This is a genomic window from Carboxydothermus islandicus (assembly GCF_001950325.1).
GTDB classification, from domain to species: Bacteria; Bacillota; Z-2901; order Carboxydothermales; family Carboxydothermaceae; genus Carboxydothermus; species Carboxydothermus islandicus.
On the sequence record NZ_BDJL01000093.1, the window covers coordinates 1 to 16,624 of the forward strand.

16 protein-coding genes and 2 pseudogenes are annotated in these 16,624 nt (G+C 40.1%); 8 read left to right on the forward strand and 10 right to left on the reverse strand.

All coding sequences use genetic code 11. The features are described 5' to 3' along the window. From ciss_RS09245 to lepB, 8 genes and pseudogenes are all read left to right on the forward strand, one after another. Nucleotides 1–205, forward strand: a pseudogene (locus ciss_RS09245) (electron transfer flavoprotein subunit beta); the annotation flags it as partial. A gap of 12 nt (nt 206–217) precedes the next feature. Next, nucleotides 218–1,174 carry an electron transfer flavoprotein subunit alpha/FixB family protein gene (locus tag ciss_RS09250; protein ID WP_075866046.1) on the forward strand — a complete coding sequence of 319 codons (957 nt, stop codon included), beginning with the start codon at nt 218–220 and terminating at the stop codon, nt 1,172–1,174. Between the two features lie 112 nt (nt 1,175–1,286). Further along, nucleotides 1,287–2,468 carry an acetyl-CoA C-acetyltransferase gene (locus ciss_RS09255; RefSeq protein WP_075866047.1) on the forward strand — a complete coding sequence of 394 codons (1,182 nt, stop codon included), beginning with the start codon at nt 1,287–1,289 and terminating at the stop codon, nt 2,466–2,468. A 76-nt stretch (nt 2,469–2,544) separates the two neighbouring features. Continuing rightward, a complete protein-coding gene (locus tag ciss_RS09260) occupies nt 2,545–3,003 on the forward strand; it encodes a 2-thiouracil desulfurase family protein (protein ID WP_075866048.1) in 459 nt (152 codons plus the stop codon). After that, nucleotides 2,984–3,862, forward strand: coding sequence for a B12-binding domain-containing radical SAM protein (locus ciss_RS09265; protein WP_075866049.1), 879 nt, complete (start codon nt 2,984–2,986; stop codon nt 3,860–3,862). Before ciss_RS09260 ends, ciss_RS09265 begins: the two co-directional genes overlap by 20 nt. Nucleotides 3,863–3,876: 14 nt before the next feature. Next, nucleotides 3,877–4,515 (forward strand): pyrophosphatase PpaX, encoded by a 639-nt coding sequence (gene ppaX / locus ciss_RS09270; RefSeq protein WP_075866050.1) that lies wholly within the window; start codon nt 3,877–3,879, stop codon nt 4,513–4,515. A gap of 3 nt (nt 4,516–4,518) precedes the next feature. Further along, nucleotides 4,519–6,240 (forward strand): sigma 54-interacting transcriptional regulator, encoded by a 1,722-nt coding sequence (locus ciss_RS09275; protein WP_075866051.1) that lies wholly within the window; start codon nt 4,519–4,521, stop codon nt 6,238–6,240. Nucleotides 6,241–6,267: 27 nt separating this feature from the next. Then, on the forward strand, nt 6,268–6,822 hold the full coding sequence (gene lepB / locus ciss_RS09280; RefSeq protein ID WP_075866052.1) for a signal peptidase I: 555 nt from the start codon (nt 6,268–6,270) through the stop codon (nt 6,820–6,822). A 99-nt stretch (nt 6,823–6,921) separates the two neighbouring features. Here the strand turns inward: lepB and ciss_RS09285 are convergent, their stop codons facing one another. The 10 genes and pseudogenes from ciss_RS09285 to ciss_RS13605 all read right to left on the reverse strand — a co-directional run. Beyond that, entirely contained in the window at nt 6,922–7,407 is a 486-nt protein-coding gene (locus ciss_RS09285) for a cytochrome c-type biogenesis protein (protein ID WP_075866053.1), read from the reverse strand. A gap of 73 nt (nt 7,408–7,480) precedes the next feature. After that, a complete protein-coding gene (locus ciss_RS09290) occupies nt 7,481–8,683 on the reverse strand; it encodes a Coenzyme F420 hydrogenase/dehydrogenase, beta subunit C-terminal domain (RefSeq protein WP_075866054.1) in 1,203 nt (400 codons plus the stop codon). Nucleotides 8,684–8,747: 64 nt separating this feature from the next. Beyond that, nucleotides 8,748–9,764, reverse strand: a complete 1,017-nt coding sequence (locus ciss_RS09295) for a TRAP transporter substrate-binding protein (RefSeq protein WP_166504012.1) — start codon at nt 9,762–9,764, stop codon at nt 8,748–8,750. A gap of 92 nt (nt 9,765–9,856) precedes the next feature. Further along, the gene (locus tag ciss_RS09300) at nt 9,857–11,152 is read right to left on the reverse strand and encodes a TRAP transporter large permease (protein WP_075866055.1); all 1,296 of its coding nucleotides are present in this window, start codon (nt 11,150–11,152) and stop codon (nt 9,857–9,859) included. A gap of 1 nt (nt 11,153) precedes the next feature. Beyond that, a complete protein-coding gene (locus ciss_RS09305; protein ID WP_075866056.1) occupies nt 11,154–11,672 on the reverse strand; it encodes a TRAP transporter small permease in 519 nt (172 codons plus the stop codon). 48 nt (nt 11,673–11,720) lie between these two features. Then, entirely contained in the window at nt 11,721–12,740 is a 1,020-nt protein-coding gene (locus ciss_RS09310; protein WP_075866057.1) for a TRAP transporter substrate-binding protein, read from the reverse strand. A gap of 99 nt (nt 12,741–12,839) precedes the next feature. Then, on the reverse strand, nt 12,840–13,502 hold the full coding sequence (locus tag ciss_RS09315; RefSeq protein WP_075866058.1) for a response regulator: 663 nt from the start codon (nt 13,500–13,502) through the stop codon (nt 12,840–12,842). Further along, nucleotides 13,495–15,069: an ATP-binding protein gene (locus ciss_RS09320; protein WP_075866059.1), complete on the reverse strand. Its 1,575-nt coding sequence runs from the start codon at nt 15,067–15,069 to the stop codon at nt 13,495–13,497. The genes ciss_RS09315 and ciss_RS09320 overlap by 8 nt, the downstream gene beginning before the upstream one ends. A gap of 87 nt (nt 15,070–15,156) precedes the next feature. Further along, nucleotides 15,157–16,395 carry an NAD(P)-dependent malic enzyme gene (locus tag ciss_RS09325; protein ID WP_075866060.1) on the reverse strand — a complete coding sequence of 413 codons (1,239 nt, stop codon included), beginning with the start codon at nt 16,393–16,395 and terminating at the stop codon, nt 15,157–15,159. Nucleotides 16,396–16,419: 24 nt separating this feature from the next. Then, nucleotides 16,420–16,624: pseudogene (locus tag ciss_RS13605) on the reverse strand (succinate dehydrogenase iron-sulfur subunit); the annotation flags it as partial.

Below are 16,624 nucleotides of genomic sequence, written 5' to 3' on the forward strand. Positions count from 1 at the left end.
CATGAAAGGCATCATGCAGGCCAAGAAAAAAGAGTTAAAGGTCATAAACGCTGCGGACCTCGGGGTAAATGCCGCACCCAAAGTAGAGATAAAAGAAATCTTTCTTCCCAAAGGCAAGCAGGCGGGGAAAATCTTCACCGATGAGCCGGCGGTAGCGGTAGCCAAGTTAGTTAAAGCCTTACGGGAAGAAGCCAAGGTAATATAGGGGGTGGAGAGAATGGGTAAGGTATGGGTAGTAGCAGAGCAAAGAGAAGGCAAGTTAAAGAAAGTAACCCTTGAGATGGTAACCTTAGCCCGGCAAATAGGGGGAGAGGTTGAAGGGGTAGTAATCGGAAAAGACGTAAAAGGCCTGGCATCTGAACTTGGGGAATACGGAGTAGGGAAAGTATATGTAGCCGACCATCCGGATTTAGAGCAGTACACCACCGCCAAATACACCCGGGTACTGGCGGATTTAATCAATAAAGAGAAGCCGGACGTAGTGTTAATAGCCAACTCCGCCCAGGGGCGGGATTTTGCGCCGCGGACAGCCCAGCGGGTAGGAGCGGGACAGATAAGCGACATCACCGGTTACGAAGAAGGAGTTTTTGTCCGGCCCATTTACGCCGGGAAAGCTTATACCAAAGTGGGGGCCACCAGCCATCCGTTAATAGTAACGGTCCGGCCCAACGTCTTTCCGGCAGCGGAGAAAACAGGCGGGCAAGCTGCAATTGAAGAAGTGGCGGTCAGCTTTATGCCGGAAGATTTAAAAGCCATAGTAAAGGAAGTGGTGAAGCAGGTATCGGGGCGTCCCGAATTAACCGAAGCGGATATCATAGTATCGGGCGGTCGGGGGATGAAAGGTCCGGAGAACTTCAAGCTGTTGGAAGATTTGGCGGATGTTTTAGGGGCAGCGGTAGGAGCCTCCCGGGCAGCGGTAGACGCCGGCTGGCGGGAGCACCGGTATCAGGTAGGCCAGACCGGTAAGACCGTCTCCCCCAGTTTGTATATCGCCGTAGGTATTTCGGGGGCAATTCAGCATTTGGCGGGAATGGGCAGCTCCAAGGTAATAGTAGCCATTAACAAAGACCCGGAAGCTAACATCTTTAAAGTTGCCGATTACGGCATTGTCGGTGATTTGTTTGAAATAGTTCCGCTTTTAACCGAAGAGTTTAAAAAGCTTTTAAAATCGTAACTTAGAGAAAGGGAAGAGGAGATTGGCTTTAAAGATACTTCTTGGGGTGTAGACCAACAACTACACCCCCATTTTTCAACTAGGAAAATGTTTTAAAGGGGGAGAATGGCAAATGGAAGAAGTAGTAATTGTAAGCGCTGTTAGAACTCCCATTGGCAGTTTTTTGGGCAGCCTTGCCCAAACTCCGGCAGTGGATTTGGGGGCGCTTGTTATTAAAGAAAGTTTAAGCCGCATTAATCTTGCGCCCCAGTTTGTCGATGAGGTTATCATGGGGAACGTTTTGCAGGCAGGATTAGGCCAGAACCCTGCCCGGCAGGCAGCTATAAAAGCAGGATTACCCCAGGAAGTACCTGCTTTTACGGTAAACAAAGTTTGCGGTTCAGGATTAAAATCCGTCGGACTTGCTTACCAGGCAATAGCAACGGGTGATGCGGATATCGTTGTCGCCGGGGGAATGGAAAACATGTCTTTAGCACCTTATGTTTTGCCAAAAGCCAGGACAGGCTACCGCATGGGGCATGATACCCTGATCGATTCCATGATTAAAGATGGCTTATGGTGTGCTTTTACCGATGTGCATATGGGTATTACCGCGGAAAATATAGCCGAAAAATACAATATAACCCGCGAAGAACAGGATAAATTTGCCCTGCAAAGTCAGGAAAGAGCTATAAAAGCAATTGATGAAGGAAAGTTTAAAGACGAAATCGTTCCAGTAACCATCCCCCAGAAAAAAGGAGAACCCCTGGTATTTTCCACCGATGAATTTCCAAAGCGCGGTACATCCCTGGAAAAACTTGCCACTCTAAAACCGGCTTTTAAAAAAGACGGTACCGTAACTGCCGGAAATGCCTCGGGAATTAACGATGGAGCTGCTGCAGTTGTAGTTATGTCAGCAAAAAAAGCTCAAGAGTTAAATATTAAACCAATAGCTGTTATCCGCGGTTATGCAGCAGCAGGAGTAGATCCTGCCTATATGGGTTTAGGCCCAATACCTGCCACCCGCAAAGCCCTTAAAAAAGCCAATTTAACCGTTTCGGACTTGGGGCTTATTGAAGCAAACGAAGCTTTTGCCGCCCAGGCTTTAGCGGTAGTTAAGGAGCTCGAATTAAATCCGGAAATAACCAATGTCAACGGTGGTGCCATAGCGTTAGGTCACCCCATAGGCGCTTCTGGAACTCGAATATTGGTAACCTTATTACATGAGATGCAAAAACGTAATACAAAATACGGTTTGGCAACCTTATGTATTGGTGGCGGTCAAGGATTTGCTTTAGTAGTTGAAAAAGTTTAAAAGCCGGAAATTCCGGCTTTTTTTCTTTGGTTTAAAGTGGTAAAATTTTGGATAAAGAAAAAAGGAGGTTATAACTATTTTTTTAGTCAGTGCTTGTTTAGTCGGATTAAATACAAAATATGATGGTACCAACAATTTAAATCCCCGGGTACTGGAATTTTTAAAAGATAAAATGTTTATTCCCATTTGCCCCGAACAATTAGGAGGTTTGCCAACCCCCCGCTTACCGGCAGAAATTATTTCTTATCCCGAACTTAAAGTAATCAATATCAAGGGTGAAGATGTAACAGGTAACTTTTTCCGGGGAGCTCAGGAAACCTTAAAAATTGCTCAATTTTATGAAAATAAATTATCCGGTATTATCCTTAAAGAAAAAAGCCCTTCCTGTGGCGTAAATTACATTTACGATGGAAGTTTTCAAAAACGGTTAATTCCGGGAATGGGTGTTACCGCACGGCTTCTTTTTGCGCATGGTTTCAAGCTTTTTACCGAAAAAAGTATAGGAGGGGAGAGAAATGAAAATCTATATTGGTAACATTTTTCGCCCTCCGAGTGAAGCAAATAGCATTATTTTACAAGTAACGGTGGGATGCAGCCATAATAAGTGTACTTTTTGCGGGATGTATAAAGACAAGGTTTTTCAAATCAGACCTTTAAAAGAAGTTAAAGAAATTATCAACTTTTTCAAGCTAAATTATCCCTTTGCCGAAAAGGTTTTTTTAGCCGATGGAGATGCTTTAAGCGCTCCCACCGAATACCTAATTGAAGTAATAAAGATGTTAAAGAACAGCTTTCCCCGGTTAAAAAAAATAAGCAGTTACGCAGGACCTAAATCGCTCTTAATTAAAAATGCCGAAGAACTGCGTGCACTTCGAGAACACGGGATATCACTATTGTACCTCGGCCTGGAAAGCGGTTCAGATACGGTTTTAAAAAAGGTCCAAAAAGGATTTACTGCCGAAGAGATAATCCATGCGTGTCAAAAAGCAAAAGAAGCAAATTTTGAACTTTCCTTAACCGTAATATCCGGACTGGGTGGCAAAGAGCTCTGGCAGGAGCATGCCCTATCTTCGGCGGAAGTGGTTTCCAAAATAAGTCCCCATTTTTTAGCTACCCTCACATTAATGTTAGTTCCCGGCACAAAGCTATTCAAGGAGGCAGAAGAAAACCGCTTTCAGCTCCTTTCGAGCCAGGAAATTTTGCAGGAATTAAAATTGTTTTTACAAAATTTAAACTTATCCAACACGGTATTTCGAAGTAATCATGCTTCAAACTACCTGCCTTTAAAAGGAATACTTAATCAAGACCGCGCTAAACTTATTAAAATTATTGATGAAGCTCTCGAAGAAAAAGGAATTTGGCCATTGCGCCCCGAATATCTTAGAAGGCTATAAAAAGGAGAGGTGTAATGATAAAAGCAGTATTTTTTGACTTAGATGGTACTTTGTTGGACACTTTTGATTTGATATATGCATCGTTTAAACATGTTTATAAAAATTTTCTAAATAAAGATATCACCCGGGAAGAGATATATCCCTATTTTGGCAAACCACTAATTTATTCCTTTGAAAATTTAGATCCGGAAACAATCGACCAAATAATAGCAGCCTACCGGGAATTTAATTTACAGCATCACGATCAAATGGTAAAACCATTTCCGGGAGTAAAAGAAACTTTGGAAAAATTAAAACAAAGGGGTAAAATACTTGCCGTCGTTACTTCAAAAGTAAAAAGTACTGCTCTAAGAGGCCTTAAGTTATTTAACCTGGATCGATATTTTGATCTCGTAGTTGCTTTGGAGGATACGGAAAAACATAAACCCGACCCTGCTCCGGTGTTATACGCTCTAAAGTTTTTTCAATTAAAGCCAGAACAATGTCTAATGGTTGGCGATAGTCCTCATGACATGGTAAGTGCCCAAAGAGCTGGAGTTAAAACTGCTGCGGTAAAATGGAGCGTTTTACCCTGGGAGGATTTGGTAATAACAAAGCCGAATTACATTTTAAATTCTTTTGACGATTTGTTAAAAATAACCGGGGTGGAGTAAACTGTGGCGATAAATCCCATAAATAATTTAAGTCTATTACACATTCTTGATTCCATTCATAATGCTATTGTGGCCATTGACGAAGAAGGAAAAGTTATTATCTTTAATAAAGCCAGTGAAAGAGTTTTTAACTATCCTGCAAAAAAAGCATTAGGTAAGAATATAAATGAAGTATTACCTTTTAGCGGACTTAATAAAGTTCTGAAAACTGGAGAATCACACATTGGCAGAAAGTTTAAAATTGGAGATAATTTATATGTCGTCAACCGAACCCCACTTTATTACAAGGGTAAGATCATTGGTGCCATTGGGGTAGCTCAGGAAATTAATGAACTAAAAAACATTGCCGATGAGTTGGAAAATGTTTTAGCTTTAAAGCAAACGTTAGAAACCATCCTCGAAGCAGGACAGGAAGGATATATGGTTTTGGATTTAGATAAAACGGTCACCCATGCCAACAAAGCAATTGCAGATCTCTTTGGACTAAAATTAAGCGATATCGTCAATAAACATATTAACTCCTTAACTGCAAATCCTTTCTTTTGTGAATTACCGGAATCCGCCGACGATATAAAAACAGAAGTTGTAGAAATCAACGGCAGGCAAGTGGTAGCTTTTAAATACCCGATAGTAAAAGATTACAAACTTTATGGAGGAATAATCAAAGTAATTTTTCAAGAGGTTAGTGACTTGTTGGCATTGGCTGAAAAGGTTAGTCAATTAAATTCCGAATTATCGTATTATAAAAATGAATTAACTAAATATACGTCAAAACAATTTACCGAAAACAGAATAATAGGTAACCATCCCTCAATCGTGCGTTTAAAAGAAATTATTAAAAAAATAGCTCCCTATAACACCACCGTTTTAATCCGGGGGGAAAGCGGAACCGGAAAAGAATTAGTTGCCCATGCCTTGCATGTGGAGAGCGGAAGACCGGGTAGCTTTATAAAGGTTAACTGCGCCGCAATCCCGGAAAATCTTTTTGAAGCAGAGCTTTTTGGTTATGTCGAAGGAGCGTTCACCGGAGCTAAAAAAGGAGGACAAATCGGTAAATTTGAATTAGCAAATAATGGTACAATATTCTTGGATGAAATAGGGGATATGCCCTTAGCTATGCAGGCTAAACTTTTAAGGGTACTGCAGGAAAAAGAAGTTGAACGGCTGGGAGATCGAAAGACAAGAAAAATTAACGTTAGGGTAATCGCCGCAACCAATCAAAACTTAGAAGAACTTATTAAAAAGAAGAAATTTCGGGAAGATCTTTACTACCGGCTAAATGTAATTTCGTTATATGTACCAGCGCTAAGGGAAAGGATTGAAGATTTACCTTTATTAATAAAATATTTTATAGAAAAATTTAATAAAGAATACGGAACTAATGTTACGGGTATTTCTCCAGAAGTTATGGATATATTTATGAATTATTCCTGGCCGGGAAATATCCGAGAACTTGAAAATGTCCTGGAAAGGTGTTTTAATTTAGTTGAGGGCAAAGTCATCGAAAAAAAGTATTTACCACCGTATATTCTGGGAGAAGAACTAAAAAATAAAGAATTTCCGTTAGGACAAAGTCTTACAAATTTACTTGAGGCATATGAAAAAGAATTAATTAAGGCAGCTCTTTTAAAAGCTAAAGGCAATAAAAGTAAAGCGGCCAATCTTTTAGGAATATCGCGCCAATGGCTTCACAAAAGACTAAAATATTTTAACCTTTTACCTTAAAAAATTTTGGAAAGGACGTAAAAGACAATGTTCAGCGAAACTGAAAAAGAAACAACCAAAAGTTTTTCCTGGAAAAATGAACTAAAAGAATTCATTTCAGCAGCGATCTGGGCAGTAATTTTAGCGTTTATCATTAAAACTTTTATCTTTCAACTGACATACGTTCCAACCGGTTCAATGATACCCACAATTTTACCAAACGACCGCGTTGTAGTTTTGAAATTCTGGTATAAAATTAAGCCTATCGAGCGGGGGCAAATAGTTGTTTTTGAACCGCCGGACTCAGCAAATTCACCCCCCTTTATAAAAAGAGTAATTGGGCTTCCGGGGGAAACATTGGAAATTAAAAATAATACCGTTTACATCAACGGTAAACCGTTAAAGGAAAATTATTTACCTGCAAAAATGGAAATGGAACCCTTTGGACCTTTTAAAATTCCCAAAGATGCAATTTTTGTAATGGGTGATAATCGCCAACACAGTGCTGATAGCAGGTATTTTGGTGCGGTACCGATAAAAAACATAAAAGGTCGGGCAGTTTTAACCTACTGGCCGCTTAACCGGGTAAAGGTCTTAAGATAACCAGAAAATCTGGTTATCTTTTTTAAAGCTTATTAGTTTACATAATACTTATTATGGGAAGTTATTTTTCTAAACAAAAAGTGGACGTTTAGTCCACCATTAAAGATATTTTTTAAGCTCTTCTTCAATCTCTTTAAGTTCTAAGTTATTTAAACTGTCCTTATCATTATTATCGTTTATTTTTGGCATGAGATTATTACCGCTGTTTTGTTTTTTACGAATAAAGTAATTTACAAATAATCCACCGGCTATTAACCCAATTCCGGGCATTATCCAGGCTAAAAAGTTAAATCCTTTAGCTGTTGGAGCCGCCAACCGTTCTTGACCATCTCTTTTAACGTAGTAACTTAAAATTTCCGCCTCCGTCTTTCCTTCATTTAGCATTTTCTTAACTTCGTTCCTAATATTTTCAGCTTCCTGACATTCGCATTCATAGATTTTTTGTTTACCACAACCACATAAACAGACCATTTTACTGGTAATTTCTTTAAAAAGATTTACATCATACGCCAGGGCCGTTGCATTTACCATGATCATTAAGCTTAAAATAAATATCATGATGAAAAAACTTTTTCTTAAAAACATTTTTTCACCTCCTTGAATGGATTATACCACATTATGTAGTAGTTTTGGCAAAAAAAAAGCAACAACCATTGCCTCATTCTTTTTCAGGTGCCATATGAAAATCTCGAAAAAAAGGTGTATAATCAACCTTCATATGATAATTAGGAGTTGGCCAGCCAAATTGCTGACGCTGGACCAAACGAAAAGCTGCTCCGTGTTTTTTCATTTCAAACCCTACACTACTGCAAAGTTTTTCCGGCTCAAGAGCTTCCAGATATAACACCTTTTCTTCTACAGCACTCTTTATTAACTCCTCACCCACTAAAGACCTTACTAACAGTGCAGAAGAGCCGCTGAAGTTAACTCCAATCATCGGCGAAGCCCAGTAATCTCCTACAGAAATGTCGGCAAGTTCACTACTCCAGTCGATACACATTTCACACCGGTCCCTTTTGTAATTGGGCATTAACATATGATAAACATACCGGTGACGGTCAATGGTAATGGTTTCACCATCATGACGTTTTACCACAAAATGGCCCGGCCATTCTCCTCCCCGGTATTCTAAATTAGCTATTTCTTCCAGGTTATCTATACCGCACCACTCCACCAAAATATGGCGAGTACCCTCAAAATAAAACTGTGAAGCACAAAACAAACCGATTGTTAATTTAATTTTCTCCGCAATATCCCCTGGTAAACCATAATACTGCATCTTACGCACCGCATGGATATGACAGGGAAGACCAACCAGCCCCAAGCGCTGGCATCCGCGCTTTACAGCTTCCCGGAAGAGCATATTCACAGGAACTACGGCGTATTTTGATTGGGCTGCATCGATAATTTCATTTTTGCTTTTTGCTAACCTGGCCTCGGTAAGCCAGGGTTTTTCTTTATTAAATCCAGCCACAATTGCACAATCAATTATTCCTTTTTCTAAAGCATGAACCAAGAGTGCCGTTACCACTCCTCCACTTGCTCCATTTTTCCGAATAACTTCATCCCCTGCATACCCAACATAGCTTCCGCGATAAACTCCCAGATCAGCTAATGTAGATTTACGATTCCTACCAGAAAAGTATCGTTCTAACTCTAATAACGGCACATCGCTTCCCGGACAAATACGGAAGCAAATCCCGCACTCTGAACATTTATCTCTGCAAACGGGCATAGGTTCGCTGTACACCCGGGTCATTTCAAGCGCCCCATTAGGACATACTCCCACACAGCTACCACAGCCCGTACATAGACCCCGGCGTATTACTAAATTTTCTAACTGGGAAAATCCCGTTTTCATTCTTTTTATTTACCCCCCACTTTCTCTAAGAATTGCTATAATATTACCCCATTTTGAACACTATTCAGTTAAGATTTCCTATTTTTAAAATTTCGCTTTGTAAATTTTTGGGGAATAAAGGGGTTATTTCATACACAAGAGGTTTTAACACCGCTTGCCAAGCTTCCTTTTCTTCCGGAGTTAAATCATGAATTTTAATATTCTGATCATTTCGAATACGAGCTAAATCTTCAGCATTTTGTTCCAATGCTATTTTTCTTTGCCAAGCTGTAACTTCCTTTAAGGTTTCCAAAAGGATTTTTTTTGTTTCCTGGTCTAAGCTGTTAAAATAATCCCTGTTCATTAAAACCGCATATCCCAGATAACCATGATTGGAAACAGTTACATGGCTTTGTAGCTGATAAAACTTTTTGGAGTAAAGATTTGATGGGGTATTTTCACTCCCGTTTACTTTTTTATTTTCTAATGCTTCAAATACTTCATTAAAGGATAGGGGTACCGGAATTGCTCCTAATTTTAAAAACTGCATTTTTAAAATCGGGCTATCCATAATTCGTATTTTTAAACCTTGAAAGTCTTTCAAATTTTTTAACGGCCTGTCCGCCGTAAGAATTTTAAAACCATTATCCCAAAAGGCCAATACTTCTATCCCCATTTCACGCATACTCTTTCTTAAAAGCTCCCCTACCGGACCATCAGCCATTTGATGCACCTGTTCTAAATCATTAAAGAAAAAAGGAAGATCAAAAACCCCCCAGCGTTCATCTAATCCAGTTAACTTGGAAGTAGCAGGAGCAATAATCTGGACATACCCTTTTTTTAATGCTTCTAATTCCTCACCATCTTTATAAAGAGTGCCATTAGGATAAATTTTCATTTCTACCCGTCCACCACTTCTTTGATAAACCAAATCAGCCCACAGGCGGGCAGCTCGCCCTTTTGGCGAAGCATCACTTACCACGTGTGAAAAGGTTAAGACAATTTTTTCTCTTGGACTCGTTTGTTCAAAATCTATAGCTTTTGGCGCACACCCCTGCAATCCCAAGAAAAGCATAGTTATAATTATTATCAAACCCCGCACCATCTCTCCCCCAAGGTCTTTTTTAAAATTATACTCTTTTAGATCTAACCTTTTAAAGATCCAAAAGATAAAATGCCGGGAAATCCCGGCATCTAATCTTTCATTAAAACCCGTGGAATGTACAGGGATATATCCGGCCAAACCATTAGAAGGATCATAACCAAAATCATGATTACAATAAACGGCAATACCCCTTTTACTACCTCTTCCAATTTTTCCTTTGCCATATTGCTCACTACAAAAAGGTTTAAGCCCACCGGTGGTGTAATCATTGCCAGCTCCATGTTTACCGTCATTACTATAGCAAACTGGATTAAGTCTATCCCGAGATGTTTTATCATTGGCAGTAGAATAGGTAAGGTTATTAACGTAATGGAAACTGCTTCTAAAAAAGTTCCCATGATAAAAAACATTAAGTTTGTCGCCAAAAAGAAAGTAAACTTGGTTAAATGAGCATTTTTAATCCATTCTCCAACTATATTGGGAATTTGGTTGGTAACGATAAACAAGCTAAAAACCATAGCAGCGGCTATGACCAAGTAGATCATGGAAACGGTGTTAATGGTATCTACTAAGATTCCTCTAATATCTTGGAGTTTCAACTCGCGGTAGATAAAAATCGAAACAAATAAAGCATAAAAAAGCGAAAGCACAGCTGCTTCGGTCGGAGTAACAATTCCGGAGTAAATGCTTCCCAGGATGAACACCGGTAAAAACATTCCGGGCAAAGCCTTAACCGTTGCTTTTACCCTGGTCGCCCAATCCGCTTTTTCCGCCCCTTTAAAGTTACCCCTTTTGGCATAGATTATTGCACTTAATACCAGAACCCCCGCCAGGAAAAGCCCCGGCAAAAGCCCGCCCATAAAAAGTTTACCGATACTCTCTTCCGCGGTAATTCCATAGATCACGAGGGTTACGCTGGGTGGAATTAATATCCCCAATGTACCTGCAGCAGCAATAAGGCCCATACTGTAACGTTTGGGATAGCCACTTTCCAGGAGTGCCGGGAGCATTATTGAGCCAATTGCTGCCGCTGTAGCCGGACTTGATCCCGAAATTGCCGCAAAAAAAGCACAAGCCAAGACGGTAACTACTGACATCCCGCCGGGCAAATGACCAATCCAGGCTTTTAAAGCTTCGATTAAGTACCTGGCAATTCCACCCCGTGACATAATAACTCCTGCAGCCACAAATGCCGGTATTGCGATTAGAGGTGGAGAAAGAAGGGAAGCAAACATCCGCTGTACGATAAAATATAAGGTAAACTTTCCGCTTAAATATAAAATAATGACTGCAGCCGTGCCCAGGCTTATCGCAATCGGTACGTTTAAAAGAAAAAGCAAGATAAAAATCGCAAATAACAATAACGTTAGAGTTCCTACATCCATTTTACAGCCCCACCTCCTTCGATTGGATCAACTTCTGCCAGGTATCTTTTTTTAGCAGTAAATATATTTTTTCAACAAATCTTATCACCATCATAAAGCCTGATATTGGCAAAACCAGAGATACAATCCAAAGAGGGGTTTGACTGTCTGCCGAACCCTGGCCTAAAGCTTTGTAGGTAACTACCAATTTTATACCGTAAATTAACATTAAAATTGCAAAAAAGACACCAACCAAATTGGCAAAAATGCTTACAATCCGCTTTCCTTTTGGTGAAAGCCGGTCATACAGCATATTTACCTTAATATGGTGGTCATCCCGCAAGGCAGTAGCAAAGCCAATCATGGCGCCCCACACTATTAAATACACCGAATATTCGTCTAAAAGGGCTATTGGTTTGCCAAAAACGTAACGCAAAATCACATTAACAAAAATAAGCGTAAGGCCTAAGTATAAAAGTCCGCCGCTTAAGTAATCCTCTAAGCCCTCGTAAATTTTTATCCATAACGATTTTTTCCGCAAGTAAATTCCCTCCTTCGTTAGTAAAAAGGGCACATCAACAGATGTGCCCTACTCGGCATTTCTCGCAGCATCCATTATCTCTTTACCAATAATTGGTTCATATTTTTTATACAGGGGCTCAAAAACTTTAATGAAAGCTTCCCGGTCCTGCGGAGTTAAATAATAAAACTCAAGCTTGCCGCTCTTTTTTAAATTTTCCATGCTTTTCTGGTTTAACTCTGTTGAAAGCTTAATTTCATATTCCGTAGCTTCAGCAAGAGCCTCTTCCAAAGCTTTTTTAATATCTTCGGGCAGGCTATCCCAGAAGGTTTTATTGGTTAAAACCACATAATCCAGTCGTCCATGCCCCGAAACCGTGAGATATTTTTGTACTTCGGCATACTTTTGGGTATCGATGTTGTTAAAAGTATTTTCCTGGCCGTCTACCGTTTTGTTTTGCAGAGCAGTATAAACTTCTCCAAAGGGAATAGTCTGGGAGCCAGCACCTAAAAGCTTAAATTGCTCTTCCAAAACACCCCCCGATTGGGTTCTAAATTTAAGCCCTTTAAAATCTTCCGGTCTTCTCAAGGGACGTTTAGAATTGGTAAAATGCTTTGCTCCGTTTGGCCACCAGGCAAGACCAATAATGCCTTTATCCTCCAGGCTTTTTAGAAGCTTTTGACCTTCGGGGCCCTGATAAAACTTAAGGGCTGCTTCTTCGCTCTTAAACAAAAAGGGAATATCCACAATTTGAAACTGCGGATTTAAACCTACCAGTTTGGTTACCGAAGGTGCAATAAATTGAACGTTATTTGCGATTAACGCTTCTAACTCCTCCTTATCCCCGAAAAGCTGGCTCGATGGATAAACTTCCACCTTTACTTTTCCCCCGGTTTTTTGCTCCGCAAGCTCTTTAAATTTTAATGCCGCCTGCCCCTTAGGAGTAGTTTCCGCCACTACGTGGGAAAACTTGATAACGATGGGTTCACTTTTCTTTTCCCCTTCCTGTTTGTTTCCGCATGCAACTAACGTCAATACCAAAAACAGGACTAATAAGGCAATAAAAATATTCCTGCTAAACTTTAACAACAATGCCACCCCCTTTAAAGTGATTTTATATTTTTAATATAAGGATTTTTCTAAATATTTAAAATATTTTACTCATAAAGTTAATTTTGTTCTTTTTGGTCAAAGAAGATAATAATAATTTACCGGCCTGCCAATACTGCCATACCGTATTTCCTTTCCGGCAATCCCTTCCCTTTCTAAGTATTCCAGGTATCTTCGGGCTGTGACCCGCGATATTCCTGCTCTTTTGGCCACTTCTGCTGCTGCCAGCGGTTCCCTTGATTCTTTTAAAAGAGACAAAACCTTTTTTAAAGTAATCTCATTAAGCCCCTTTGGAAGCTCACCACCGGCACTTGACCTGGTAAAAAGCCGGTCAATATCTTCTTGTTGAACATTTACCTTCCGGCCTATTTTCAAATACTTATTTTTATAGGTTAAAAGTGCTTTTACCAGCCGCTCTTTTTTAAAAGGCTTAATAATATAATCTACCACACCGTACCGCAATAATTCCGCCACTATTTCCCCTTGCTGGGCTGCAGTTATGGCCAGCACATCCACCGAAATATTTTGCCTGCGAATTTCCTTTAACAATGTTAAACCATCTATATCGGGAAGGTAAATATCCAGAATAAGGAGTTCCGGAGAATGGGTTTTTAAATAGTTTAAAAGTTCACCGCCACTTTTAAGAGCTGCAATAATTTCAAAGCCTTCCACTTCCATAATAAAATTTTTATTTATCTCCAGGACCATGGGGTCATCTTCAACGATAACCGTTTTAATCATTTCTTTCCCCTCCCACCTTGATTAAAAAAACAGTTCCTTTAGAAGTCGATCTTATTCTAATTTTGCCACAAACATCCTCTAAATGCCTTTTTACAATGTAAAGTCCCAAACCCCGGTTTTCCCCTTTTGTAGAATACCCTGGCTCAAAAATCTTATTTTTTTCGACTCTTATTCCCGGTCCTGTATCAATTACAAGAAGGAAAAATTCTCTTTTACTGGCCTGAATTTTTAAATAAACCTTTTTTCTTATTCCTGATGCCGCCGCTTCCAGGGCATTTTCCAGAATGTTGCCGGTAATCTCAATGACTTTGGTACTGTCAAGTTTAGCAGGATATCCTTCCACAAAACTTCGCCGATTAACCACAAGTTCTACCTTTAATTCCGATGCCCTGGCAGCTTTCCCCAAAATAAGCCCGGCCAAAGCGGGGTCCTTAATTTTTTTTGTTAAAAATGTTGTAAGTGCTTGCTGCGTGTCCGTTAACCGAAAAATTAGATCTAACGCTTCGTCTATCCTACCTAATTGAATAAGTCCAGCAATAGAATGAAGACGGTTTAAATTTTCATGGTTTTGAACCCTTAGAGCTTCAACAAACTTTTTTACTCCGGTTAATTCTTCCGCTAACTTCTGGACCTCGCTTCTTTCCCGAAATACTGCTACCGCACCGATAACCTTTCCCTTCACCTTCAAGGGTAACCGGCTGGAAATTAACTGCTTGCCGCTTACAAAAACTTCACGATTATATACCGGTTGGCCCGTTACCATTACTTCCGGAAGCCGGCTTTCCGGAATAATTTCCCCAATATTTTTACCCAGTACCTCTTCCTGCCGGACATTTAAAATCACTTGAGCTGCCGGATTTACCAGGGTAATATTCCCCAGTCGATCGATAGCCACTATTCCTTCGTTAATGGTATTTAAGAGGGCATCCCGCTGTTCCATGAGACTGGCAATTTCTTCAGGCTCCAACCCCAGAATTTCCTTCTTTATTTTTACCGCTAAAAAACCAGCCCCGATTGCTCCAATAAATAAACCCAAGAGAGTTGCTAAGTATATTCCTTCCCGGACACTTTTTAAAAGCTCCCACCAGGTAGGAAGTAATATTCCCACCACCACAACGCCAATTTGCTCGGTAAAATATTCATTTTTGACAGGAACGAATGCTCTAACCGCTATCCCTCTTATTCCTTTTGCCTCAGAAATATATTCGTTATCAGCAAAAGCCGGCCCCTCATCCCCCCCGGCAAATTTTGAACCTACCCTTTCCGGAAGGGGACTGGAATAGCGAATTCGATTCATATCCAGAACAACTATATAATCAACATTGGTCGCCCGGCGTATTCTTTCAGCTACCGGTTCAATCTCCTTTAAACCTTCCGGTTTCCCCAGGTATTTTTTAACTGTGGGGTTTTCCGCTACCGTCCGACCGATAGCCAAGGCCCGCTTGCCGAGTTCCTTTTTTAATTCTACCGCTGCTTTATAGGTAAGAAAAAATCCGGATAAAAATACCGAAAAAGCAGCTACCGTAAAAGCTAACAATGTTATTTTTGTTGCAAGCTTAAATTTCATGTTACTTCCCTCAATTATTTTTTAATAATTTCAATTCGTTAGAAAATTTAAAATTCCTTTTCCCCAAGCGCATAAAAAAGCGACCCCTTAGGAGCCGCTTTTTTCTAAAAGTTCGATTGTATGTTTGAATACATCATCCGGGCTTATTTTAATTCTTGCTATTCCTTCCTCTAAAGCCGCTTTTGCCACTTCCCGTGCAACTGTCGGTGCCACTCTTGCATCAAAAGCTTTTGGTAAAATATAATCTTCATTAAGCTCATTTTCGGCAACCAAAGAACTTATAGCATAACTTGCTGCAATTTTCATCTTTTCGGTTATATCGGTTGCCCTTACGTCCAATGCACCCCGGAAAACTCCCGGAAATGCCAAAACATTATTTACTTGATTGGGAAAATCGGAGCGACCGGTAGCTACAATCCTGGCCCCAGCTCTTCTCGCTTCATCGGGATAAATTTCCGGTTCTGGATTGGCCATAGCAAAAACAATTGCATCTTTATTCATTGACTTAACCATTTCTTCAGTCACTTGTTTAGCTTTGGAAAGTCCAATAAAAACATCTGCTCCCTTTAAAGCATCCTTAAGGGTTCCTTTAATATTTTCAGGGTTAGTGATTTGGGCTATTTCTTCTTTATATTTATTCATTCCCTCCACGCGTCCCCGGTAAATAATGCCTTTACTATCACACATTATTAAATTTTTTACTCCGCTTGCCATAATAAGCTTGGAAACTGCCGTTGCTGAAGCCCCTGCACCATTAACAACTACTTTAATCTTTGAAATATCTTTATTAACTATTTTTAACGCATTAATTAGAGCCGCCAGGGTTACAATAGCGGTTCCGTGCTGGTCATCATGAAAAATTGGAATAGACGTTTCTTTCTTTAACCGCTCCTCGATATAAAAACAATTAGGTGCCGCAATATCTTCTAAATTAATCCCTCCAAAAGTAGGCTCTAAAAGTTTTACTACCTCGACAATTTTATCCGGATCTTTGGTATCAAGACAAATTGGAAAAGCATCAACACCGGCAAATTCTTTAAATAATAGGGCCTTACCTTCCATTACGGGCATGGCGGCATAAGGTCCGATATCTCCAAGTCCCAAAACTGCAGTACCGTCGGACACTACCGCCACCATATTCCAGCGGCTGGTATATTCATAAGATAAATCCCTATCTTCGGCAATTAACTTACAGGGCTCCGCAACTCCCGGCGTATAGGCTAGAGATAAGTCTTCCGCAGTTTTAGCTGGTACTTTGGACTTTATTTCAATTTTACCGCGAAATTTTTTGTGTAGTTCTAAAGCTTTAGTTTTAAAATCTAACATTTTTAAACCTCCTTTAAATTTAAATTAAACTGTAGGCTCAGGAGCTTTTATTTCTCCCTGAGCAGGCTTTTCTTTATTTAAAGGAATTAAGCGGGCTTTAGGTTTGCGGCGGGTAAAAAAGAACGACCGTTTAAAAAGCTGGATAGCTAAAGCAGGGTCAACACCTTTGGGACAGGCTTCGGCACATGCTCCCGCCATATGGCAGCGCCATAAACCTTTGGGATTATCG

Bases quoted from the DNA above. Each gene is read 5' to 3' on its own strand.
- ciss_RS09320 (WP_075866059.1), bottom strand. From the start codon at position 15,069: ATGAAATTTAAGCTTGCAACAAAAATAACATTGTTAGCTTTTACGGTA.
- ciss_RS09265 (WP_075866049.1), top strand. From the start codon at position 2,984: ATGAAAATCTATATTGGTAACATTTTTCGCCCTCCGAGTGAAGCAAAT.
- ciss_RS09300 (WP_075866055.1), bottom strand. From the start codon at position 11,152: ATGGATGTAGGAACTCTAACGTTATTGTTATTTGCGATTTTTATCTTG.
- ciss_RS09315 (WP_075866058.1), bottom strand. From the start codon at position 13,502: ATGATTAAAACGGTTATCGTTGAAGATGACCCCATGGTCCTGGAGATA.
- ciss_RS09325 (WP_075866060.1), bottom strand. From the start codon at position 16,395: ATGTTAGATTTTAAAACTAAAGCTTTAGAACTACACAAAAAATTTCGC.
- ciss_RS09255 (WP_075866047.1), top strand. From the start codon at position 1,287: ATGGAAGAAGTAGTAATTGTAAGCGCTGTTAGAACTCCCATTGGCAGT.
- ciss_RS09250 (WP_075866046.1), top strand. From the start codon at position 218: ATGGGTAAGGTATGGGTAGTAGCAGAGCAAAGAGAAGGCAAGTTAAAG.
- ppaX (WP_075866050.1), top strand. From the start codon at position 3,877: ATGATAAAAGCAGTATTTTTTGACTTAGATGGTACTTTGTTGGACACT.
- lepB (WP_075866052.1), top strand. From the start codon at position 6,268: ATGTTCAGCGAAACTGAAAAAGAAACAACCAAAAGTTTTTCCTGGAAA.
- ciss_RS09285 (WP_075866053.1), bottom strand. From the start codon at position 7,407: ATGTTTTTAAGAAAAAGTTTTTTCATCATGATATTTATTTTAAGCTTA.
- ciss_RS09290 (WP_075866054.1), bottom strand. From the start codon at position 8,683: ATGAAAACGGGATTTTCCCAGTTAGAAAATTTAGTAATACGCCGGGGT.